This window comes from Salinibacter sp. (assembly GCF_036626415.1).
Taxonomy (GTDB): Bacteria; Bacteroidota; Rhodothermia; order Rhodothermales; family Salinibacteraceae; genus Salinibacter.
The window spans coordinates 1-21,687 of the sequence record NZ_JAZKRW010000041.1 but is presented as its reverse complement, the minus strand read 5'-3'; the positions used below and the strand labels follow the sequence as shown (position 1 = coordinate 21,687).

Sequence of the window (21,687 nt, the reverse complement as noted above, 5' to 3'; positions counted from 1 at the left end):
ACGTGCCGGAGTCGATGCAGTCGAAGCGCATCGTGGCGCTCGACATGGGCGCGCTGCTGGCCGGCTCCAAGTACCGCGGCGAGTTTGAGGACCGGCTCAAGGCTGTGGTCAACGAGGTGTCCGAGTCGGACGGCGAGATCGTCCTCTTCATCGACGAACTGCACACGCTCGTGGGCGCCGGCGCGTCCGAGGGCGCAATGGACGCGGCCAACATTCTGAAGCCGGCCCTCGCCCGTGGCGAATTGCGCGCCATCGGCGCGACCACGCTCGACGAGTTCCGGAAGCACATCGAGGACGACCGCGCCCTGGAGCGCCGCTTCCAGAAGGTGCTCGTAGAGGAGCCGAGCGTGGAGGACACGGTCTCGATCCTGCGTGGCCTCAAGGAGCGCTACGAGGTGCACCACGGCGTGCGCATCAACGACAGCGCCCTCATCAACGCCGCCGACCTCAGCGAGCGCTACATCACCGACCGGCAGCTGCCGGACAAGGCGATCGACCTGATCGACGAGTCGGCCGCCCGCCTGCGCATGGAGATCGACTCGATGCCCGCCGAGCTCGACCAGCTGGAGCGCGAGATCCGGCAGCTCGAAATCGAGCGCGAGGCCGTCAAGCGCGACGAGGGCGACCAGGCCGAGAAGCTCGACGAGATCGACCGGCAGATCGCCGACCTCGAGGACGAGCGCGACGAGCTGAAGGCCCGCTGGACGGAGGAGAAGGACCTGATTCAGACGGTCCGCTCCGCGAAGGAGCGCATCGACGAGCTCCGCGTGAAGGCCGAAAACCTGGAACGCGAGGGCAAGTACGACGAGGTCGCCGAGATTCAGTACGGCGAGATTCCGGACCTGAAGGAGGAGGCGGAGGCGGCCAACCAGAAGCTCGAAGAGATCCAGGAGGACGGCGCGCTGCTGAAGGAGGAGGTCGACGGCGAGGACATCGCCGAGATCGTCTCCAACTGGACCGGCATTCCGGTCTCGAAGATGCTGGAGAGCGAGCGCGAGAAGCTGCTCCGCATGGAGGAGGAGCTCTCGCGGCGCGTCGTGGGCCAGGACGAGGCCATTCAGGTCGTCTCCGACGCCGTGCGGCGCGGCCGCACCGGCATGCAGGAGGGCGACCAGCCGATCGGCTCGTTCATCTTCCTGGGCACCACCGGCGTCGGCAAGACGGAGCTCGCGAAGACGCTCGCCGAGTTCCTCTTCGACGACGAGAACGCGATGGTGCGCATCGACATGAGCGAGTACCAGGAGCGCCACACGGCCAGCCGCCTCATCGGCGCGGCCCCCGGCTACGTCGGCTACGAGGAGGGGGGGCAGCTCACCGAGGCGGTTCGCCGCAAGCCCTACTCCGTGGTGCTGCTCGACGAGATCGAGAAGGCGCACCCCGAGATCTTCAACGTGCTCCTGCAGGTGCTCGACGACGGGCGCCTGACGGACAACCAGGGCCGCACGGTCGACTTCACGAACACGATCATCATCATGACCTCCAACATGGGCTCGGACGTGATCTCCGAGCGGATGGACGAGGTCGACGGGCACCTGACGGAGCCCCAGCAGCAGGAGCTGGAGGAAGAGGTGCTCAAGATGCTGCGGCGGCAGGTGAAGCCCGAGTTCCTGAACCGCATCGACGACATCGTGATGTTCCGCTCGCTCAGCCGCGAGCACATCCGCGAGATCGTCGAGATCCAGTTCCAGCGCGTCCAGCGGCTCGCCGCGAAGAACCACAACCTGACGCTCACGCTCAGCGACGATGCCAAGGACTGGCTCGCCGACCGGGGCTACGACCCGGCCTTCGGCGCCCGGCCCCTGAAGCGCGTGATGAAGCGCCACGTCGCAAACAGCCTCTCGCAGGCGCTGCTCGACGGCACGATCACGGACGGCGACACCGTCCGCATCGAGCTGGACGAGGACGACGAGGGCCTCACATTCGAGGCCGTAACGCCGGCAGGGGCCGAGCAGGCGGCCGGCGCCGCCGAAGCGGGCGGGGACGGAGCTGCGACGATTGACGCCTAGGAGGAGCCGGGACCGTCGGACTACGCCGTCGTCCTCCGTGCGATTGGAGGGCGGCGGTTTTGGGGCCAACGGCGTGACGGCTCCTGGACCAAAGGCGTCTTCCCCGTCGAAACGCGGGAGCCAACCGGCCAAGCGAGAACAAGTTGACGGCGTTGAAGCGACAGACGCCCGCGCCCAAGATCCCTTCGCCCTACCGGAAGAGGTGGGGGGCGCCCGAACGAGACTCGCTCTCTCCAGGGGCTGCCTTGGAGACGAGGTCGATCTCGGCGATGGATCTTCGGCCTATATTGCTCTGTTATGACATGGCCGCCGCACACCCGGATCAATCGGTGACGTGTGCTCTCTCCCACCAAGAAGGACCCCCCATGGACCTTGAATCGGGACGTCCCCGCCACGAACAGATTAGCGACTGGCTGCGCGAGCAGATCGAGCAGGGCACCTACGAGGTCGATGCAAAGCTTCCCTCCGAGAAGCAGCTCGGTGAGCGGTTCGACGTGAGCCGGGTGACGGTGCGGCGGGCCCTGCAGACGCTCGAAAGCGAGGACTACATCTACCGCCGGCAGGGGCTCGGCTCGTTTGTGAAGGAGCGCCGGGCCGCGCAGGGGCTCGTGCGGCTGACCGACTTTGCCCAGGACATGGCCCAGGCGGGCCTCGACGCGTCGTCGCGGGTCGAGCATCACGCCCCGGAGACGCCCCCGCCCGCGGTCGCCGTGCACCTGGACACCGACGACCAGACGGTGATGCGGCTTGATCGCCTCCGCCTCGGGGACGAACGGCCCGTCGCGTTTGACCGGACGTGGCTGCCCCTGTTCTACGCGCAGCTCCTGGAGGACCACGACCTGGAGGAGGAGACGATCTATCAGATTCTGGAGGCGGAGTACGACATTCCCATCCTCCGGGGGCACTACCGCATCACGGCCGCCAACGCAGACGCCGCCATCGCCGACCGGCTCGGCGTGGACGACGGGGAGGCGCTGCTCCTCATCGAGCGCCTGTCGCTGTCAGAAGGAGACAAGCGCGTCTACTTCCAGCGGCGGTACTATCGCAGCGACCGGGTGGCCTATGAGCTGGAACTGGCCCGTGGCACCGTCCGGAACGAGGCCATGGAGCACGGCATGCCCCTTCGCGAGTTCGAGCCGGTCTTCGAGAATGGGGGGGGGACGCGCGACGAGTAGGCGTGCAGGCCTGGAAGAGCCCGGAAGGAGGAGCGGGTCGCAGGGCCGCCCGGCCCGGCGTGCGCCGGGCGCTCAGCTACATCCGCCCCTTCAGCATGCCGTTCCAGTACATTCGGGGCAGGCCGTAGGCCTTCAAGGCGTACATGCTGTACCGCTCTTCCGTCTGGTCGAACGGGAAGCTTTCCTCCGGCTCCTTGTTGTAGTCAAACTCGGCGAGCACGAGCTTGCCGTAGCCGGTCACCAGCGGACAGGAGGTATAGCCGTTGTACGTGCCGTTGATGGGTGGGGTCGCGTTCATCGTGGCCGTCAGGTGGTCGACGAGCACCGGGGCCTGTTTGCGGATGGCCGCCCCAGTCTTCGAGGTCGGGAGGTTCGAGTTGTCCCCGAGCGCGAAGATGTTGTCGTACCGGGTGTGCTGGAGGGTTTTCGGGTCCACGTCGACCCATCCCTCCTCGTCGGCGATGGGGCTGTCGGCAATGAAGTCGGGGGCCTGCATCGGCGGCACGACGTGAATCAGGTCGTAGTCGATCGTCGTCTCCTCGCCGGACTCCAGGTGTCGAAACGTCGCCTGCTTCCTAGAGGGCTCCAGTGCCGTCAGTTCGGTCATGAGGTGCAGGTCGATGCCCTTCCGCTCGACCACGTCGTAGAGCGTGTCCTCGTAGGGCGGCGACGAGAAGAGATTCTCTTTGGCCTTCATAAACGCGATCTGGCTGCCCTCGCGCACGCCCTGGCGACGGAAGGCCTCGTCGGAGAGGTACATGATCTTCTGGGGTGCCCCTCCGCACTTGACGCCCATCGTGGGTTCGGTAAACAGGGCGGTGCCGCCCTGTGGAAAGTTCTGGATCGCCTCCCACGTGGTCTCGCAGGTGTCGTACGAATAGTTGCTCACGACGCCCGTCCCGGGTTGTCCCACGGACTCGGCGAGTCCCGGAATGCCGTCCCAGTCAATCTGGATCCCGGCGGCCATGACGAGGTAGTCGTAGCCGTAGGTGTCGCCGTTCTGAGTAGTGACGGTGCCGTCCTCCGGGTCGATGTCCGCGGCGGCGTCCTGGATCCATGTCGCCCCCCTCGGCATGACGTCAGCCATCGGGCGGGCCGACTCCTCCTTGTCGAAGACCCCGCCGCCGATAAGGGTCCAGAGGGGTTGGTAGTAGTGGGTGTCGGACGGTTCGAGGACCGCGACCTCGGGGGCGTCGTCCTGCGAGAGGAGCTGGGAGGCAACGGTAAGGCCACCGGTGCCGCCCCCAACGATGAGAACTTGGTGTGCGTCGTTCATGGGCCTAAAGGGGTTGTGTGCGCGAGACTGAGAAGGAAAATCCCACTGGTGCTCCGGCAGAGCCCCGCTTACGAGTCGAGGGTTCGGCCGAACTTCCGGGCGAAGGTGGTAAGGAAGCCGACGGCCCGCTGCACGTCGGGGTCGCGGAGGGCCCCGAGCAGGCCGAAGATTCCCTGAGAGGGCGTGTCGCCGCGGCGGGCCTCTTTTTGGGTGTCAACGAGTGCCGAGCCGAGGCCGCCGACGACCTGAAGGGCTTCGGGGTCGAGGACGCCAGAGTCGAGCAGGGCCTCGAACTCGTCGGTCTGGAACAGCGTCCCGAGCCGACTAAGGCCCCCGAAGGCCTGCCGCAGGGTCCGCTCCGGATCGTAGCCCTCGGCGGCGGCCTCGGCGTACTCGGCGTCGAGGATGTCAACGACCGTGGCGATGGCGTCAGGGGCGTTTTCCGCGAGGGCCGCCACCTCCTCAATCTGGTCGGAGCGGTCCAGGAGGCGGTCCAGTGCCGCTGCCGTGTCGGGCTCGGTCAGTTTTTCGAGCAGTTGCAGGCCTTCTCGGGCTCGTTCGTCCACGACCACGCCCCGATCGGCGGCCCGCGTGAGGGCCTCGTCGATGGTGTCGACGGTCACGGTGGCGGCCGCAGGCACGTGCTCGGCCAGGTCAGCCAGTTCGTTGAGTTGGTCGAGCCGGTCGATAAGGGCCGACAGCACCTCGACGGTCTCCGGCTCCGTGAGCTTCTCCGCGAGCTGCAGGGCCTCCCCCGCTCGCTCATCAAGCACGACGCCCCGGTCCGCCGCTCGGGTCAACTCGTCGTCGACCACGTCGGCGGTGGTCTCGACGAGATCGGGCAACACATGCTCGAGGTGATCAAGGCGGTCGAGGGCCTCCTCAATCGTGTCCAGCTTGCCGAGGAGGCGGTGGAGCTTTTGACGGGTGTCGGGGTCTTGTAAGCGCTTTTCCAAGGGGGCGACGCCGTCTGTGTGGTTGTCGTCCATGGGCCCTTCAGGAGAGCTGTCAGTGGGAGGCGCGAATGTTCATCGTCGATTTGGTACCTACCTGTATTTACAACTAACGACAATGTTTCAAGGTCGTTAAAATTGGCCGTGGGGAGTTCCGGGCGTTCAGCGGGTGCGGAGGGCACTGGTGTCCGGCACGAAGACGGAGTAGATGCCCCGCAGGTCTCCCGGCTCAAATCCGTACGCGCGGTCGTCGGGGTAGCCGTTCTTGACGAACTCGGGGCGCTTTTCTTTGGGGCCGTGACACGCGAGGCAGGAGGACTGCACGGTGATGCGGCGGGCATAGCGCCAGCCCTCGTGCCCGTTGCGGGTGGTCCGGATCCACCGTTCGGTGAGTTCGCGGGAACTGGCGAAGGCCTCATGGAGCCGGCGCGCCTCCTCGTCGGGCTTGTGGGCGGGGTTTCGATACTTCGTGGCGAGCTGCTGCACCGCCCACCCACGGTCCGCGCCGAGCCGTGCGGCCCGCTGCCCCACGGGTTTGCACACCCGCTTGAACGTGCGCTTGTCAACCGCGGAGGGGTCGATGGTTGCGGCCAGCGACTCGCGCATCTCGTTCAGGGACGCGATGGACTGCTCCACGTCCTGACGAATCGAGTCGGGAGGGGTTTGTGACTCGGCGGAATCCGAATCTGGGGAGCGACACCCGACGAGAAAGACCGCAGCGCTCAGAATCAGGGACGACAGAAACGAGCAAATCCGCATCTGTTGGACCAAAGGGATGACGTGGGCGTGAAGATCGAGAGAGCAAGTGTCAGTGGGGATCCTACCCACTCCACTTGTTTTCAATGTATCGGTAGTAACCTGTAAATACAACCAAAGCAGGAAGCGACCCCGTCTCCCATGTCTGATCCGCAGTTCGACGTTGAGCGGGCCACGGCCGGACTCGTCCTGGCCCTTTTTCTCGCCGCTTCACTGCTGGTGGGGGCGATGTACTACTTCGTGCTCCGTGACATTGGGGAGCGCGCCGATGCGTCCGATTCGTCCCAGGCAGCGCGCGTCGAGCATCCCTCGGCAATGCCCCTTGCTTCGGCTCCTGTCCCAGCGTCTGAGCATCACGCATGAGCTACACCCCCCTGGTGACCATTTTGGTCGTGCTGGTGGTCGGCGCTGCGGTGACCCTCACGGTGCTGTTCTACGCCCAGCAGAAGGGGCACTTCGACAATCTGACGTCGGAGGCCTACGTCATCTTCGACGAGGATGAGCCGGTCGGGGAGCCGCAGGATCAGCTGTTCGACGATCCCGACGAGCCGCAGGGCTCCTCCGACTCGCGTGCCTGACCTGTTTCTCCCCAATCCCCTTCGTGTGTGATGTCTGACGATTCGTCCACGCCCGCGCCCGCGGCGGGCACCTCCCAATCAGACGTCAAGTGGCGCCGCGTTGTCGACGCGTCGACGCGCTGGCCCGTCATTGCGTTTGTCGTGAGCGGGACGTTCTGGCTCGTCGTGGGCTCTCTCCTGGCCCTCATCGCCAGCTTCAAGTTTCAGTTTCCCGACTGGTGGACCCAGCAGGCCTGGCTCACCTTCGGCCGTGTGCGCCCCGCCCACCTCAACACGATGATCTACGGCTGGATTTCGATGGCGGGCGTGGGGGTAAGTGCGTGGCTCTGGGCGCGTCTGTTGAAGACGAAGCTTCGGGGGCGCGGCCTCCTGCTTCTCAGCGCGGCGCTCTGGAACGTGGGCGTGCTAGTGGGCACCATCGGCATCCTGGCGGGCTACTCCCGCGCCATCGAGTGGGTGGAGATGCCCTACGCGGCGTTTGCGTTCATCGTCCCGGCCATGGGACTGCTGGTCGTGTCGTTCATCCGCACCCTGTGGCACCGACACGCGCGGCACCTGTACATCTCCGTCTGGTACCTGGGCGCGGCCATCCTGTGGGGCCCGCTCCTCGTGGTCGCCATTCTGCTTCCCATTTATAGCGGAGTGCCGGAGGCGACGGCCAATTGGTGGTACGCCCACAACATTTTGGGGCTCTGGATTACGCCGCCGGGCCTGGCGGCTGCCTACTACCTGATTCCGAAGGTGATCGGGCGGCCCGTGCACAGCTACCACCTGTCGTATTTGGGCTTCTGGACGCTGGCCCTCTTCTACAACTGGGCCGGGGTGCACCACCTGGTGGGAGGCCCTGCGCCGCAGTGGGTGGCGACGGTGTCGATCGTCTTTAGCGCGATGATGATCATTCCGGTCATTGTGGTGGCGGTGAATCATCACCTCACCGTCGTGGGGCACTTCAAGAAACTGAAGTACAGCCCGACGCTTCGGTTCGTGGTCTTCGGGGCCATGAGCTACACGGCCGTCAGCCTGCAGGGCTCGCTCCAGTCGTTTCGGTACTGGCAGGAGGTCACCCACTTCACGCACTACACCATTGCGCACTCGCACCTGGGGGTCTACGCGTTTGCGACGATGATTGCGTTCGGGGCCATCTACTACATTATGCCGCGCGTGACGAACTGGGAATGGGGGAGCAAGCGCCTCGTCAGCCTCCACTTCTGGACCACGGGGCTTGGCATTGGGGCGTACTTCACGGCCCTCACCATCGGCGGCGTCATTCAGGGCTTCCAGATGCTCGATCCCGACGTGGCGTTCCTCCAAATCGTGGAGGATACCAGGCCCTGGCTCGTCGTGCGGTCGGTGTCCGGCACGCTCATGACGGTGGGGCACCTTGTGTTTGCGTACCTGCTCGCCAAAATCGTCGTGCAGAGCGGGGAGCGTCCGGACGGTCCCACGTACTTCCATCCGGTGCCGGCGGGCACCTTCGAGCACGTCGGGGGGGACGGGGCTCGCTCCGTCCCATCGGGCCCGGCGGAGGAAAGCGCGAGTTAGAGCCCTCCCCACGCTGCGTTCTGCACTACGAACTCCTAGTCTACGATGACTCGGATTGCACTCATTTTTCTGGGGGCGTTCGCGGCGATCGCGATGAGCTTTACGGCCCTCACGCTGCTGCCTCGCCTGCAGCTCTCAACGGTCGAGCCGACCCCAGGCACGGCCGACTACACCTACTCCGAGCAGCTGGGGCGCGAGGTGTACCAGCAGGAGGGCTGCATGTACTGCCATAGCCAGCAGGTGCGCCCGGAAGGCTTCGGGTCCGACGTGGCCCGCGGATGGGGCCCTCGGGGCTCGCGCCCGGGGGACTACGTCTACGACGACACCCATCAGCTGGGCACGATGCGGACAGGGCCCGACCTCCACGACATCGCCAGCCGCCAGCCCAGCCGCGACTGGCACCTGGCCCACCTCTACCAGCCCCGCTCGGTGAGTCCAGGGTCGGTGATGCCGGCGTATCCGTATCTCTTCGAGGTGAAGAAGGAATCGAGTGTCATGGCCTCGGAGACAACGGTGCCGATCAGTCCGGAATACGCGCCGCCGGGCGACAGTGTGGTGGTGGCTACCGAAAGAGCCCTCGCCCTCTACGACTACCTGATGACGCTGGAGCTTGAGCCCATGGACCGTGAGGCGTCCAACTGATCCGGCACCGCATTGAGTGATCCGCTTATTCTTGTCCCGCGACGCATCATGGCAGACGAGCCCGCTTCCCAGCCCGAATCGGACCCGGAGCAGCGCAGCTCCCCCGAGCCGATCGACATGCTGCGGCCGCTCTTCCGCGAGGAGCCCCTGCCGCCCGAAGGGGGCGAGCCGCCCAAGATGTGGCTGTGGATTCTCATCTTCGGGGTTCTGCTCTTCAGTACGTTCTACCTGGGGGCCTTCATGGGCGACTTCAGCCCCGATCCGTGGCTCCAGTCCCCGGAGCCGACGGCCCAGCGGGCCGGTCCCCCCGAGCCCGAGCCGGTGAGTGGGGCACAGGTGTATAGCGCCCGCTGCGCCAGTTGCCACCAGTCCAACGGGCAGGGGATTTCGGGCGCGTTTCCGACGCTGGTTGGGACGAGATGGGTCGAAAACAAGGGCCAGGTGATCCGCATCCTGCTTCACGGGTTGCAGGGAGAGATTGACGTCAAGGGGGAGACCTACAACGGCAACATGCCCGCCTGGGGCTCCACCCTCAGCGACGAAGAGATCGCCGCGGTCATTACGCACATCCGGCAGTCCTGGGAGAACGACTACGGGGAGGTGACGCCCGACGAGGTGGCGTCCGTGCGAGCCGCGACTGAAGGCCGTTCCGACACATGGTCGCCCGACGAATTAGAGGCCTCCGAGAATCAGACCGTGCCCGACGGCAACGGCGACACGGCCGCCCGGGACCCGTCGGGGTCGGTCGGCCCGGCCCTGTACGACCGTCTCGTCGCACAGGCGTCGCCGAACCGGGGGCCCGACCCTGCCCGATAGAGGACCATCCGCATGCCGTCCTCCCCCTCCTAGTCCGATGTTCTCATGCAACGCTGCGACCACTGCGACATGCCCATCTCCGGGACGGAGGAGGCCGTCTCCGGCGTGGCGGAGCGTGCGCGCTATTGCTGCTACGGATGCCGCATGCGGGCCGAGACGCTCGGCGACGACGGGGGGGATGCTCGATCCGACGAGCAGCAGACCCTCCTCGTCCGGCTTTTCGCCGGGGTTCTCATGGCGGGGTTCGTCATGGTCTTCAGCCTGGCCATCAGCTCGGGGTATGGGTTTGGGGCGTTGCGGCGGCTGGAGCACGAGGTGGGCACGGCCCACTGGGTGCTGCTACTGGCGGCCGTGCCGGCGCTTTTGTTGCTGGGGCCGCCCCTTCTTCGTTCCGCCTGGAATGATTTGAAGGGCGGAGGGCTCACCCTGAATGTGCTGTTTACGCTTGGCACCACCAGCGCGGTGGTGGTGAGCGGCATCAGCTACGTCCGCGGCACCGGCCCCATCTACCTCGAAACGGCCGTCATGCTGCTGGCGCTCTACACGTTGGGCCGGTACCTCACGGCCCGCGCCAAGGACACCACCACGCGGGTGCTGCGCCGCCTCATGCAGGTGCCCGACACTACCTACCGGCGCCTCGACCCCGATCCTGGGGAGGTCGCCCCCGACGCTCTGCGCGTGGGCGATCGCGTTCGGGTCCCGGCGGGCGACGTCATTCCGGTCGACGGCACGGTGGCGGAGGGGCGGAGCTACGTGGACGAGAGCAGCCTGACGGGGGAGGCACAGCCGGCGGTGAAGGAGGTGGGCGACCCGGTATACGCCGGCACGACGGCCCAGGACGGGGCCCTCACGATCGACGCAACGGCGGTGGCGGAGGACCGGCGCCTGGCCCGCGTGGCGCAGATGATGCACCGGGCCCTAGAGCGCCCTCCCCGCATTGCACGCCTCACAGATCGGATCCTGCGATGGCTCATCCCCGGCGTCGTCGCGCTGGCGCTAGGCACCTTCGGCGTCTGGTGGGCCGTGGCCGGGTTCTCGAAGGCGCTCTACGTGGCCCTGAGCGTTGTCCTCATTACCTGCCCCTGTGCCCTGGGCATCGCCATCCCCCTGTCGCTCACCGTGGCCCTGGAGCAGGCGGGCCGAAAGGGGCTACTGGTGCGCTCGGGCCGCACGCTGCTCGACCTCGCCCGGGCCGAGGTCGTGGCGTTCGACAAGACCGGGACGCTGAGTACGCTCACGGCCCCCTCGGTGCGGGTGGTGCGCCCAGAGCCCGTGCCCGCGGGGTCGATCTCCGCACCGACGGACGACACGGTGCTCCGGCGGGCCGCGGCGGTGGAGCAGGGCACCAATCACGCCCTTGCGGCGGCTGTCGTGGAGGCGGCAGAGGCCCGCGGCCTGTCGCTCCCCCGGGTCGCCGACGTCTCGACGCACGCCGGGGCGGGCGTCGTGGGACGGATTCAGGCAGATGGACAGATGCGCCGGCTCGGGGTTGGCAACGAGCGGCTCCTTGAGGAACTGGGCGTGCCGCGCCCGCCACACCTCCATGAGCGATTTGTCGACGAGGCCGAGTCGGGGCGCACGCCGCTCTACGTGGTGGACGAGGCTGTCGTAGTCGGGCTCCTGAGCATCGAAGAACGCGTGGCGCCCCACGCTGAGGCTGTGGTGGGGGCCGTCCAGGAGCGATCCGACGCCGTATCGGTGCTCACGGGCGACCGGCCCGCGGCGGCACGACGACTGGAGGACCGGCTTGGCGTGTCTGCCGAGGCGGGCCTCGCCCCGGACGAGAAGGTCGATCGGGTCGCAGCGCTTCGGGAAGAGCACGGGCCGGTCGTGATGGTGGGCGACGGCATCAACGACGCGGCCGCGCTGGCCGAGGCGGACGTGGGCATTGCGCTGTCGTCGGGGGCGTCGGTCTCCATGGAGGCCGCGGACGTGACCCTCTACAACCCGGATCTCCGGCTCGTCCCATGGCTTCAGCGTCTCGGCCGCCGCACCCATCGGGTGATTCGGCAGAATCTGTGGTGGACGTTCGGCTACAACATCATCGGGCTCGGCCTCGCCGTGGCGGGGCTGCTCCACCCCATCGCCGCCGTCGTCGTGATGACGGGCAGCAGCCTCCTCGTGACGGGCAATGCGTTCCGGCTCAAACGAACCGAGTCTCCGGAGGCCTGCGGCGGGCGCTGAAGGGGCCGGCTGCATGGGGCGACGGCGGCACGCGCCGGCCGTGTGCCATGCACCTGGCGATTGCCTACGGGGAGTGGCCCTCGTGATGGGAGGGACGCTCGTGTGGGCGAGCACCCCGCACGAGTTTCCAGTGGTGCCGCTGGTGGTGCTGGCCGTACGCCAGGAGGCCCATGTAGCCGAGCGCCCGGATCTTGTCCTGCTCCCCCGAGGCATCGGTGGTGACGCGAAGGGTGTAGGCGGATTCGCCTTCGTCGACGTCCATCGTCCAGCCGGTTTCCTGCTTCAGCATCGCCGGGTGGGCCTCCAGAACACGACTGAGCGCGGCCCGGGCCGCCTCTCGGGTCGGGCGCACCCGGATCCGGACGCCGTTCTCGATCGGCGTCTTTTGCTCCACGTCGACGTGCATCGCCACGTGGTGCATGTCGAGGAGGTGCCGGCGCAACCGATCCACGTCGACCTCCGACCAGTCAGTCGTCGAGTCCGCTTCCAGGACCCGGATGGCCTCCTGCACGGTCCCGAACACGGCCTGCCCCGGCGCCTGGAGCACCGCCGAGTCCGGGGGGGCGGGCGTGTCCTGCGGAGAATGCATGTCGTGGTGCTGGGCCTGGGCGGGGGCGATGAGCAACGCGAAAAGAGCAACGGCGGGGAGAACGTGCTGGGGGCGCATGATAGGCTTGGAGGCGTTGGAGAATAAAGACGATACAAACGATTCGGGGTCCACGACGGCTCCCCTCTAACCGACGCGACCGGGCGACGTGGCCGACTCGGCGCCTAGAACGTCGCGCCAGGACGCATCGCCCCACTGTTCGGGGGCGTAGGGGCGAATCCAGCGCCGGTCGACCCAGTGCTTCAGCCGCAGGAGCCACGGGTGGGCGGCCCACAGGGGGCCGGCCGTCCAGAGCCCGTCCGAGGTTCCGGTCGACAGGATGAGGGGCGTCAGCGGGTAGGGACGAAAGGTCCCGAGGTCTCGGGGCTGCGGGACGGCGTTCGTATCGGTGAGAGCGCGCAGCGTCCGGTCCAGGTTGGTTCGGAGGAGGGGGCCCTGCTTCACGGCGTGCACGCCCACCTTGGCGAGGTCGAGGTCGTCGATCGCGGCGCAGTCGCCCGCGGCGAAGATGCGCGGGTGGGCCTGTACCTGGAGGGAGCGGTGCGTGCGCAGAAAGCCCTGGTCGTTGGTCGGGAGGGGGCTGGTGTGGAGGAGCGGGGGGCCGACGGTGCCGGTGGCCCATAGCACGGCGTCCGCGGTGGCGTCGGGAGCCGTGTCGGTGCGCACGGTTCGTGTCCCGTCCCCGCGGGGCTCGACGGCCGTAACGGTGGTTCCGGTCTGCACCCTCGCCCCGCGGCCCCGGAGCCGGGCGGTCGCGTCGGCCCGCATGCCGGCCGGGAAGCCCGGAAGAAGGCGGTCGGCCTGCTCGATCACGGTCAGGTCCAGGTCGCCCCGCCGCCCGGCCCCCACGAAGCGCCCGGTGACGTTGAGCGCGACCTCGGTCCCCGCGGCCCCGCCCCCCACCACGATGAGCCGGAGGCCGGCCCCGGGGGTGTCGATTGTACCCTGGACCTGCGTGGCGAGCGCGCGGATTCGGGCAATCGGTTTCGTGGCGATGGCCGGGGCGGGCACGGCCGGATTGGCACTCCCGACGTCGATGGACAGCACGTCGTACGGAAGGTCTCCCTCCGCCTCCGTCGCGACCGTCCGGGCCGTCGGGTCGATGGCCTCGGCACGGGCCTGCACGTAGGTGGCGCCGGCCGCCCGGGCCATCCGCGCCAGGTCGATCCGCATCTCGTCTTCCGCGTAGACGCCCCCCAGGTACTCGGGCACCATGCCGGAGTAGTAGAGGTGCCGCTGCGGGTCGACGAGGGTCACGTCAATGCCGGCCGCCGTCCACTCGTAGGCACGGGCGAGGCTGGGCAGGGTGGCGTGTCCGCCGCCGAGGAGAACAAGGTGGGGGGAAGGCATGGAGGAGGGAGGCAGGGGGACAGGTCCCGAATGCGTGGTCGGGGAGAGAACCCTTCAAGACGGGTGGAACCATTCCTATCGGCTAGAAATACAGAAGATCGACGAAACACTTGTTATTACATGAAATAACATAATCTCCCCTTCCGCGGCATCCGCCCGACGGGCGGTCCGTCGGGGCCGTGTTGCCTCGCGCGGGAGGTCCCGTGAGGGACAGGGAAGGGTCCTGGCTCCGCACGACGGAGCCGCGCGCATCTATGGATGCCGGAGCACATTCGCCTCTCCTCCTCCACTCGATCCCAATCTGCCATGCTGTTCCGACAAATCAACGACGAGAAGCTCGCGCAGTACGCCTACCTCATCGGCTGTCAAGAGACCGGTGAAGCACTCTTGGTCGATCCGGAGCGGGACATCGACCGGTACCTTGCCCTCGCCGACGCCGAGGGGGTCGAGATCGTCGCCGTCACCGAGACCCACATCCACGCCGACTTTCTCTCCGGGGCGCGTGAATTGGCCGAGCGCACCGGCGCGTCGCTCTATCTCTCGGACGAGGGCGACGAGAACTGGAAGTACGAGTGGGCGCAAGGGCCGACACAGACGGGGGGCGCGTACGACGTGACGTGGCTGCACGACGGGGGCACGTTCCGCGTAGGCAACGTCGAGCTTGAGGTCCTCCACACGCCCGGCCACACGCCGGAGCATCTGTCCTTTCTGGTAACGGATCGAGGGGGCGGGGCCGACGAGCCGATGGGGCTCCTCACCGGGGACTTCGCGTTCGTGGGCGACCTGGGCCGGCCGGACCTGTTGGAGTCGGCCGCGCAGGTGGAGGGGGCAATGGAGCCCTCGGCGCGCTCGCTCTACGCCTCCGTGCAGCGCTTCCTGGATCTCCCCGACCACCTGCAGGTGTGGCCCGCCCACGGCGCCGGCTCGGCCTGCGGAAAGGCGCTGGGTGCGGTGCCGCAGTCGACCGTCGGCTACGAGAAGCAGTTCAACCCGATGGTTGAGGCGGCCCGTGCGGGCGAAGACGCGTTCGTCGAGGCGATCCTGGAGGGACAGCCGGAGCCGCAAATGTATTTCGCCCGCATGAAGCGGGACAACAAGGACGGGATGCCGGTGCTGGGATCGCTGCCGTCGCCCCGCGAACTGACGGTGCACGAGCTGAAGGAGGCCGCGGCCGACGAGGATCGTCTCATCATCGACACGCGGGTCGACCGGTCCGCCTACATGGCCCGCCACATTCCCGGCAGCCTCTACGCACCGATGAATGACACCTTCAATACGGTGGTCGGGTCGCTCGTGGAGGACGAAACGACGCCCATCGTGCTGATCGTAGGCGAGGAGGACGTGGAGGCGGCCGTCCGCGACCTCGTGCGCATCGGGTACGACAACGTGGAGGGCTTTGCGGAGGTCGACACGCTGCAGCGCTACTTTGAGACGGACGGCCCAAGCGAGACCATCGACGAAATCACGTTTGAAAACTTCGACGCCGAGCAGCGGGACGCCTCCACGGAGGTGCTCGACGTGCGGTACCGCTCGGAGTACGAAGAGGGGCACGTGGACGGCGCCATCAACGCCTCGTACACCCGCATGCCGGAGTACGCGGCGGACCTGCCCGAAGAAAAAACGATGCTGGTGCACTGTGGCAGCGGCGCACGGGCGGCGGCAGCGTCCTCCTACCTGGCACGGGCCGGGCATTCGGTCAAGTACGTGAACGACCACTTCGCAAACTACGAGTCAACGTCCGAGGAGCGGGTGGCGGCGTAAGGGGCCAACGGCCGCGACCGGAGAGGCGTCCGGGGCAGTGCCGGACGCCTCTTTGGGTTTGGGGGGACTGTGGGCCACAGGGGACGGGCACGGCCCACCCCCGGCTCCGTGCCCGCACGATTCTTCCCCCGAGCTCACGGGGCTCGATTTCGACCTGATTCGGAATTACGGACCTCATGTCGTTTCTCGCCCGCTTTTTGCCACTCATCCGGCAGCTGTCCGACTACGGGCGTGACGAGTTGCGTGGAGACGTGTCTGCGGGGCTGACGGTGGGGGTGATGCTCATCCCTCAGGGCATGGCGTACGCCCTCATCGCCGGGCTGCCGCCGATCTACGGGCTGTACGCCTCACTCGTCCCGCTGGCTACGTATTCCCTGTTCGGAACCTCCCGGCAACTGGCGGTGGGGCCGGTGGCCATGGTGTCGTTGCTCGTTGCGGCGGCCGTCGGGCCGCTGGCCAACGGGCAACCCGAGCTCTACATCGGATTGGCCCTGTTGCTCTCCCTGATGGTGGGGGTGCTTCAGTTCGGGCTCGGCGTGGCTCGCTTCGGGTTCCTGGTCAACTTCCTCTCGCACCCGGTCTTGAGCGGGTTTACCTCGGCCGCGGCCCTCATCATCGGGCTCAGTCAGCTGAAGCACCTGCTTGGGATCGACCTGCCGCGGTCCAACCACATTCACGAAATCCTGTGGGCGGCGGCCGGGCGGATCGGTCAGGTCGATCCGCTTACGGTGGTGCTCGGGGGCGGCAGCATTCTCCTGCTGGTGGGGCTCCGACGCCTCAGCCCCTCTATTCCCGGCGCCCTGGTGGCCGTCGCCACGACCACCGGCCTGGTGTGGGCCTTTGGGCTGCACGAGCACGGCGTCGACATCGTCGGCAGCGTGCCGGGCGGCCTGCCGGCGCCGTCGCTGCCCCCGCTCGGGGGGGAGACCCTCTGGGCCCTGGCCCCGAGCGCCCTGGCGATTGGGCTCGTCGGGTTTATGGAGTCCATCGCGGTGGCCAAAGTGTACGCCGGCCGCCACCGCTACGAGATCGACGCCAACCAGGAACTTATTGGCCTCGGGCTGGCCAACATTGCGGGGGCGTTTTTCAGCGCGTACCCGACCACCGGCGGGTTCTCGCGGACCGCAGTGAACGACGAGGCCGGGGCCAAAACGACGCTCGCAGGCCTCATTGCCGCCGGCGTCATTGCCCTCGCCCTGTTTCTGCTCACGCCCCTCTTCTACTACCTGCCGCAAGCCGTCCTGGCCGCCATCATCATGGTGGCGGTCTCGGGGCTCATCGAGTGGAGAGAAGCCGTGCACCTTTGGACGGTGGACCGGAAGGACCTGGGCCTGATGGTCCTGACGTTCGTTGCAACCCTCAGCCTCGGCATCGAAGAGGGCATCCTCACGGGGGTCATCGTGTCCCTCGTCGTGGTGATCTATCAGAGCTCGACCCCCCATACCGCCGTGATGGGGCGCCTCCCCGGCACCGACACGTACCGCAACCTCAACCGCAACCCGGAGGCGCTGACGCGGAGCGACGTGGTGGTCGTGCGGATGGACGCCAACCTGTATTTCGCGACCGCGTCTTCCTTTCAGGACCTCGTGCGTCGGGTCGATACGCAGGATCCATCCCTCCGGGCGGTCGTGGTGGACATGTACCCGGTCAACCGCATCGACTCGACCGGGGTGGGGGCCCTGAAGAAGGTGATTGACACCTGCCGGCGACACGGCGTGGAGATCTCCCTCGCTGGGGTGAAGGGACCGGTGAAAGACAGGCTCGACGAGGCGGGCGTAACGGACTGGCTGGGGCGCGACCGGTTTTTCTTCGAGGTGTCCGGTGCGGTGGAGGCGGCCGAGGCGGACGTGGCGCCTACGAACTCGGCCCCCGAGGGCACTGTGCCGGACACACGCGCGTAAGCGCAGGATGGGGAGCAGGCCGTCCGGCCTTCGTGCTCCTTCTCCTCCCGCCCCTCTTCCGTCTTCATGGTCGAAACGAGCGTCCTTTCGGTCGTCCTCGCCGCCGGGGTCACTGCCGTGGCCACCGGGCTCGGGGCCCTGCCGTTTCTCGTCGTCCGGGACATCAGCAACTGGTGGCTGGGCATCTTCAACGCCATCGCCGGCGGCCTCATGCTCGCGGCGAGCCACAGCCTGATCGCGGAAGGCTCGGCGCTGAGCGACGTGCGCACACTGATTGGCGTGCTCGTGGGACTGGGCCTCATCGTGGGGGCCAACACGATGATCCAGCGACAGGAGGGGCACGACGTGGCCGAGCTCGCGGGCGCCGACGCCCGGAAGGCCCTGCTCATCCTGGGGGTCATGACGGCGCACTCCTTCGCCGAAGGGGTGGGCGTGGGGGTGTCCTTCGGGGGCGGGGAGGACCTGGGCGTCTTCATCACCGCCGCGATCGCCGTCCACAACATTCCGGAGGGGCTCGCCATCAGCCTCGTCCTCGTGCCCCGCGGCACGCCGGTGTGGAAGGCCGCCGGGTGGAGCATCTTCACGAGCCTGCCGCAGCCCCTCATGGCGCTGCCGGCCTTCCTGTTTGTGCTCGTGTTCGAGCCGTTCCTGCCGGTCGGGTTCGGGCTGGCCGCCGGGGCCATGATCTGGATGGTCTTCGCCGAGCTCATCCCGGACGCGCTGGAGGACGTGTCCGGGCCCGCCGTGGGGGTGGCCGTGACGCTCGCCTTCGCGGCCCTCTTCGCGGTGCAGAACTTTGTCCTGCACGTGTAGGGCCGGCCCGCAGGCCAGGGCCGACGGGGGCAAGGGCTATTCGGCGTCGGGGGCCTGCGCCGGCGCGGGCGCGGAAGCATCGGCGGAGGGCGCGGGGAGAAGAAGGGTCACCCGCGTGCCGTCGCCCGGGGCCGAGTCGAGCCGCAGTTCGCCGCCGTGCTCTTCCACGATGCGGTGGACCAGCGAGAGCCCGAGCCCGCTGCCCTCAGCCATCTGGCCGGCCTCGGTGCCCCGGTAGAAGCGCTCCGTCGCCGCGGCGCGCTCCTCCTCGGACATGCCCGGTCCCGTGTCTGTGCACACCAGCTGCGCGCGTCCGTCGGCAGCCTGCTCCACCGTGACCCGGACCGCGCCGTCTCGCGTGTACTTGAGGGCGTTGTCGAGGAGGTTTCGGATGGCCTTCCGGAGCAGGTCCGGCTGGCCGGCGGCCCGGACGGGCTCGTCCGCGTCGACCTCGAGGTCGATCCCTTTCTTGTCGGCCGCGGCCTGCACCGCGTCCGCCTCGTCGGCGGCGAGGGCCGGCAGGTCCACGGGCGTTCGCTCGAAGGAGTCGTCCCGATCGAGGCGGGTGAGCGTGAGCAGGGCGCGGAGCGTCCGCACCAGCCCCCCGAGCTTGCGGTCCAGGAGGCGGAGGGTCTCGCGGTAGCTCTCCGGGTCGCGCTCGCGGCGCAGGGCCAGCTCGACGTGCCCCTGAAGCGCGGTAAGGGGCGTTTGCAGCTCGTGGGCCGCGTTGGCGGTAAAGGCGCGCAGGGCCGCCACGTGCTCCTCGATGCGGTCGAGCAGCGCGTTGAAGGCGCGCCCGAGGGTGGCGGTCTCGCGGTCGGCCGTGGGCGGGAGGTCCGCCCGCTCCTCCAGCTCCGCGGAGGTCACCGACCGGGCCACCTCGGTGATGGACCGGAGGGGGCGAAGCACGCGTCCGGCGGCCCACGCCACGAGCCCCAGCAGCCCGCCCGACAACAGGAGCCAGAGGCCGCCCAGCCCGGCGCCGAATTTCCAGAGCAGCGACCGGTGCTCCGGAACGAAGCGGGCGACCTGAACGAACGCCATCCGCTCGCCCGAGGCGCTGCGCAGGGGGCGCGTGCGGTAGTAGAACGACTGGCCCCCGGCCCCGAACGTGTGGAGCGACGGCCAGGCGCCCTCCGGGTGGACCGTCAGGCGGCGGTCGGGAAAGGGGGCGGACAGCGAGTCGATGTTGGCCGATTGGCGCAGGAGCCGTCCGTCCGGCGCAAACACCTGTACGAAGATGGGGTCGACCCGGTCGACGGCCAGGCGGTGGTGGGCCTCCTCCCAGGCGTATTCGGACAGGTCGAGCGTGCGTTGCCCGTCCACGTCGGCCCGCATCTCGCTTACCTCCGCCGTCAACACATCGGTGGCGTTCCGATGGACGGTCAGGTGGGCGCTCCCCCAGGCGATGAAGGCGAGCACCGCGAGGGCCAGCACGACGGCGGGGCCGATGTGCATTAGCAGGCGCCGCCGGAACGAGGGGCGCTCCCCCGGGGGCGACCCGCCGGAAGAACCAGACCGGGGCGAGGAGCCCGTCATCGTGTGCTCGTCGGGTCGGTGGAGGAGGACGAGCGGCGGTCCTCGGCGGCGTCGCCGGCGGCTGAGCAGGAGGCGTACCGGTAGCCGATGCCCCGCACGGTTTCGATGGGGGCCTCGCAGCCGACCTCGTCGAGCTTGCGGCGGAGGTAGTTTACGTACACGTCGATGAGGTTCGTCCCGCGGTCGAAATCATGCCCCCAGACGTCCTGGTGAATCGTCTCGCGGCTCAACGCCTGGCCCTTGCGGGCCATCAGGAAGGCCAGCAGGTCGAACTCGGTCGGTGTCAGGTCGACCTGCGTCCCGTCGAACGTGCAGGTCCGGGCCGCCGGATCGAGCACGAGCGGCCCGTCCTCGACCCGCCCGGGCTCGGACGAACGGTCCATGCGGCGCAGGAGGGCCTCGATGCGCGCCACGAGCTCGTCGAAGGCGAATGGCTTTGGGAGGTAGTCGTCTGCGCCCGCCCGAAGGCCCCGCACCCGGTCCTCCACGGCGTCGAGGGCCGTGAGCATCAGGATGGGCACCTCGGGGCGGTGGAGGCGCAGGCGCTCGCACACCTCCAGCCCGGAGAGGTCGGGGAGGCGAAGATCCAGGAGCACAAGGTCGATGCCGCCCTGCTGGGCGTACTCCAGGCCCCGTCGGCCGGCCTCCGCCCAGCTGACCTCGTACCCCTCCTCCTCGAGTCCCTGCCGCACGAACGAGGCCACGTCGGGCTCGTCCTCAACAAGCAAAAGATGGGGGGCGTCACTCATCGGTTCGGCCGTTGGTACGACGCCTGCGGGGTGGTCCATACGGGCCCCATAGCCCCGCCGTGCCGGCCCAGCGGAGACCTTAACCCAACTCTAACGCCCCAGAGGGCGTGTGGCCGGCGGGGAATTCTGGGGACGGCCCGCCTCTCCGGGAAATTCTAGACGGGTCGTCTCCCCAGAGGCAATGGGGGCGACGCCGGGGCTATGTCTGCGCGGCCCACGAAGCGCAGTATCCTTCAGCCGCGACGGGGCCGGGAAAGAGCTGGCATCCGCCACAGCCGGAGCCGTACTTCTCCTGCTGGTAGAGCTGGCAGTTCGCGCAGTTCTTGTTCGGTTCGGGAGACTCTTCTACGTAGTTGAGGGCCTTTACCTGCTGCTCGCGCCGTTGCTTCTGGGCGTCCGAGAGGCTCGACAGGTCGGAGCAGTCCGCCGACGCAGTGGCGCTTTCGCCCCCGCCTCCGCTCTCCGAACTACCGGAGCCGTCGGAGCCGCCCCCGCAGGCCGCCAGGAGCGTGCCGCTCGCGCCCACGGCCCCGGCGAGGCCGAGCGAACGAAGAAAGTGGCGTCGAGATACACGGTCTGAGTCCTTGGTATCCATGAGACTTGTGCGTTCTTAATAGAGGGTGAGAATAAGTGCAGCAAACAAGATGCGTAGGATTGAAGACGGCCATTAGAGGGAGAAGTAGATCCAATGTGTGGGGAATCCCCCTATTCTGCCGTTGCGTCCTCGAATGGTGCGGCACCGCTGGACGGGCGCTCAGTCATCGTGCACGTCCGACGCGGACGCGCCGGGCGTCTCTACGGCCGTCGGCGCAGCACGGAGCTCGGGGTGGCTGATCTTGCCTCCGAGGCTGGCCGTGTAGCCGATGAGCCCGGCGCTTGCCAGGGCCAACACGAGGGTCCCCCCGACGGTCCAGCGCACGAGCCGGCCGCGAAAAGCCCCATAGAGAAGCGCTCCGAGCGCCCCGACGCCCGCCGCAATGCCGGCCACGAGCCCGTACCACGCAAAGTGCTCGTGGGCCTCGATGGCGTCGTGCGAGGC

At 67.9% G+C, this 21,687-nt stretch carries 19 protein-coding genes and 1 pseudogene; 11 read left to right on the top strand and 9 right to left on the bottom strand.

Annotation, left to right across the window (positions count from 1 at the left end):
• Both V5A20_RS06470 and V5A20_RS06465 read left to right on the top strand, forming a co-directional pair.
• On the top strand, positions 1-2,006 hold a 2,006-nt coding region (locus tag V5A20_RS06470), incomplete at its 5' end, for an ATP-dependent Clp protease ATP-binding subunit (RefSeq protein WP_332326943.1).
• Between the two features lie 365 nt (positions 2,007-2,371).
• Positions 2,372-3,181 carry a GntR family transcriptional regulator gene (locus V5A20_RS06465; RefSeq protein ID WP_332326942.1) on the top strand — a complete coding sequence of 270 codons (810 nt, stop codon included), beginning with the start codon at positions 2,372-2,374 and terminating at the stop codon, positions 3,179-3,181.
• Between the two features lie 76 nt (positions 3,182-3,257).
• Here V5A20_RS06465 and V5A20_RS06460 read toward each other — a convergent pair whose 3' ends face one another.
• From V5A20_RS06460 to V5A20_RS06450, 3 genes are all read right to left on the bottom strand, one after another.
• On the bottom strand, positions 3,258-4,457 hold the full coding sequence (locus V5A20_RS06460) for an NAD(P)/FAD-dependent oxidoreductase (RefSeq protein WP_332315466.1): 1,200 nt from the start codon (positions 4,455-4,457) through the stop codon (positions 3,258-3,260).
• Between the two features lie 68 nt (positions 4,458-4,525).
• On the bottom strand, positions 4,526-5,446 hold the full coding sequence (locus V5A20_RS06455) for a DUF1641 domain-containing protein (RefSeq protein WP_332315467.1): 921 nt from the start codon (positions 5,444-5,446) through the stop codon (positions 4,526-4,528).
• A gap of 126 nt (positions 5,447-5,572) precedes the next feature.
• On the bottom strand, positions 5,573-6,169 hold the full coding sequence (locus V5A20_RS06450; RefSeq protein ID WP_332315468.1) for a Tll0287-like domain-containing protein: 597 nt from the start codon (positions 6,167-6,169) through the stop codon (positions 5,573-5,575).
• Between the two features lie 138 nt (positions 6,170-6,307).
• Between V5A20_RS06450 and V5A20_RS06445 the strand changes: the two genes are divergently transcribed.
• Genes V5A20_RS06445 through V5A20_RS06420 form a run of 6 tightly spaced genes read left to right on the top strand, consistent with a single transcriptional unit; the run spans position 6,308 to position 11,928 of the window.
• Positions 6,308-6,529 (top strand): hypothetical protein, encoded by a 222-nt coding sequence (locus V5A20_RS06445; protein WP_332315469.1) that lies wholly within the window; start codon positions 6,308-6,310, stop codon positions 6,527-6,529.
• Positions 6,526-6,744: a hypothetical protein gene (locus V5A20_RS06440; RefSeq protein ID WP_332326941.1), complete on the top strand. Its 219-nt coding sequence runs from the start codon at positions 6,526-6,528 to the stop codon at positions 6,742-6,744. Before V5A20_RS06445 ends, V5A20_RS06440 begins: the two co-directional genes overlap by 4 nt.
• A gap of 30 nt (positions 6,745-6,774) precedes the next feature.
• Positions 6,775-8,286 (top strand): cbb3-type cytochrome c oxidase subunit I, encoded by a 1,512-nt coding sequence (locus tag V5A20_RS06435; protein WP_332326940.1) that lies wholly within the window; start codon positions 6,775-6,777, stop codon positions 8,284-8,286.
• A 45-nt stretch (positions 8,287-8,331) separates the two neighbouring features.
• Complete coding sequence (locus V5A20_RS06430; RefSeq protein WP_332315472.1) at positions 8,332-8,928, top strand: cbb3-type cytochrome c oxidase subunit II; 597 nt, start codon at positions 8,332-8,334, stop codon at positions 8,926-8,928.
• A 48-nt stretch (positions 8,929-8,976) separates the two neighbouring features.
• On the top strand, positions 8,977-9,744 hold the full coding sequence (locus tag V5A20_RS06425) for a c-type cytochrome (RefSeq protein ID WP_332315473.1): 768 nt from the start codon (positions 8,977-8,979) through the stop codon (positions 9,742-9,744).
• Positions 9,745-9,789: 45 nt separating this feature from the next.
• Positions 9,790-11,928: a heavy metal translocating P-type ATPase gene (locus tag V5A20_RS06420; protein ID WP_332326939.1), complete on the top strand. Its 2,139-nt coding sequence runs from the start codon at positions 9,790-9,792 to the stop codon at positions 11,926-11,928.
• Positions 11,929-11,992: 64 nt separating this feature from the next.
• Here V5A20_RS06420 and V5A20_RS06415 read toward each other — a convergent pair whose 3' ends face one another.
• Positions 11,993-12,595: a hypothetical protein gene (locus V5A20_RS06415; RefSeq protein WP_332315475.1), complete on the bottom strand. Its 603-nt coding sequence runs from the start codon at positions 12,593-12,595 to the stop codon at positions 11,993-11,995.
• Between the two features lie 66 nt (positions 12,596-12,661).
• Positions 12,662-13,885 carry an NAD(P)/FAD-dependent oxidoreductase gene (locus V5A20_RS06410; protein ID WP_332315476.1) on the bottom strand — a complete coding sequence of 408 codons (1,224 nt, stop codon included), beginning with the start codon at positions 13,883-13,885 and terminating at the stop codon, positions 12,662-12,664.
• A gap of 306 nt (positions 13,886-14,191) precedes the next feature.
• On the opposite strand from V5A20_RS06410, the gene V5A20_RS06405 reads away from it, so the two are divergent.
• The 3 genes from V5A20_RS06405 to V5A20_RS06395 all read left to right on the top strand — a co-directional run bounded on the left by V5A20_RS06405 (position 14,192) and on the right by V5A20_RS06395 (position 18,360).
• Positions 14,192-15,646 carry an MBL fold metallo-hydrolase gene (locus tag V5A20_RS06405; RefSeq protein WP_332326938.1) on the top strand — a complete coding sequence of 485 codons (1,455 nt, stop codon included), beginning with the start codon at positions 14,192-14,194 and terminating at the stop codon, positions 15,644-15,646.
• A 176-nt stretch (positions 15,647-15,822) separates the two neighbouring features.
• Positions 15,823-17,547, top strand: a complete 1,725-nt coding sequence (locus V5A20_RS06400) for a SulP family inorganic anion transporter (protein WP_332315478.1) — start codon at positions 15,823-15,825, stop codon at positions 17,545-17,547.
• Positions 17,548-17,613: 66 nt separating this feature from the next.
• Positions 17,614-18,360, top strand: coding sequence for a ZIP family metal transporter (locus V5A20_RS06395; RefSeq protein WP_332315479.1), 747 nt, complete (start codon positions 17,614-17,616; stop codon positions 18,358-18,360).
• 36 nt (positions 18,361-18,396) lie between these two features.
• On the opposite strand, the gene V5A20_RS06390 is transcribed toward V5A20_RS06395, so the two are convergent.
• The 4 genes and pseudogenes from V5A20_RS06390 to V5A20_RS06375 form a co-directional block, all read right to left on the bottom strand.
• Positions 18,397-19,899 (bottom strand): sensor histidine kinase, encoded by a 1,503-nt coding sequence (locus V5A20_RS06390; protein ID WP_332326937.1) that lies wholly within the window; start codon positions 19,897-19,899, stop codon positions 18,397-18,399.
• The gene (locus tag V5A20_RS06385) at positions 19,896-20,648 is read right to left on the bottom strand and encodes a response regulator transcription factor (RefSeq protein ID WP_332315481.1); all 753 of its coding nucleotides are present in this window, start codon (positions 20,646-20,648) and stop codon (positions 19,896-19,898) included. The genes V5A20_RS06390 and V5A20_RS06385 overlap by 4 nt, the downstream gene beginning before the upstream one ends.
• Positions 20,649-20,847: 199 nt before the next feature.
• On the bottom strand, positions 20,848-21,243 hold the full coding sequence (locus V5A20_RS06380; protein ID WP_332315482.1) for a high-potential iron-sulfur protein: 396 nt from the start codon (positions 21,241-21,243) through the stop codon (positions 20,848-20,850).
• Between the two features lie 159 nt (positions 21,244-21,402).
• Positions 21,403-21,687, bottom strand: a pseudogene (locus V5A20_RS06375) (hypothetical protein); the annotation flags it as partial.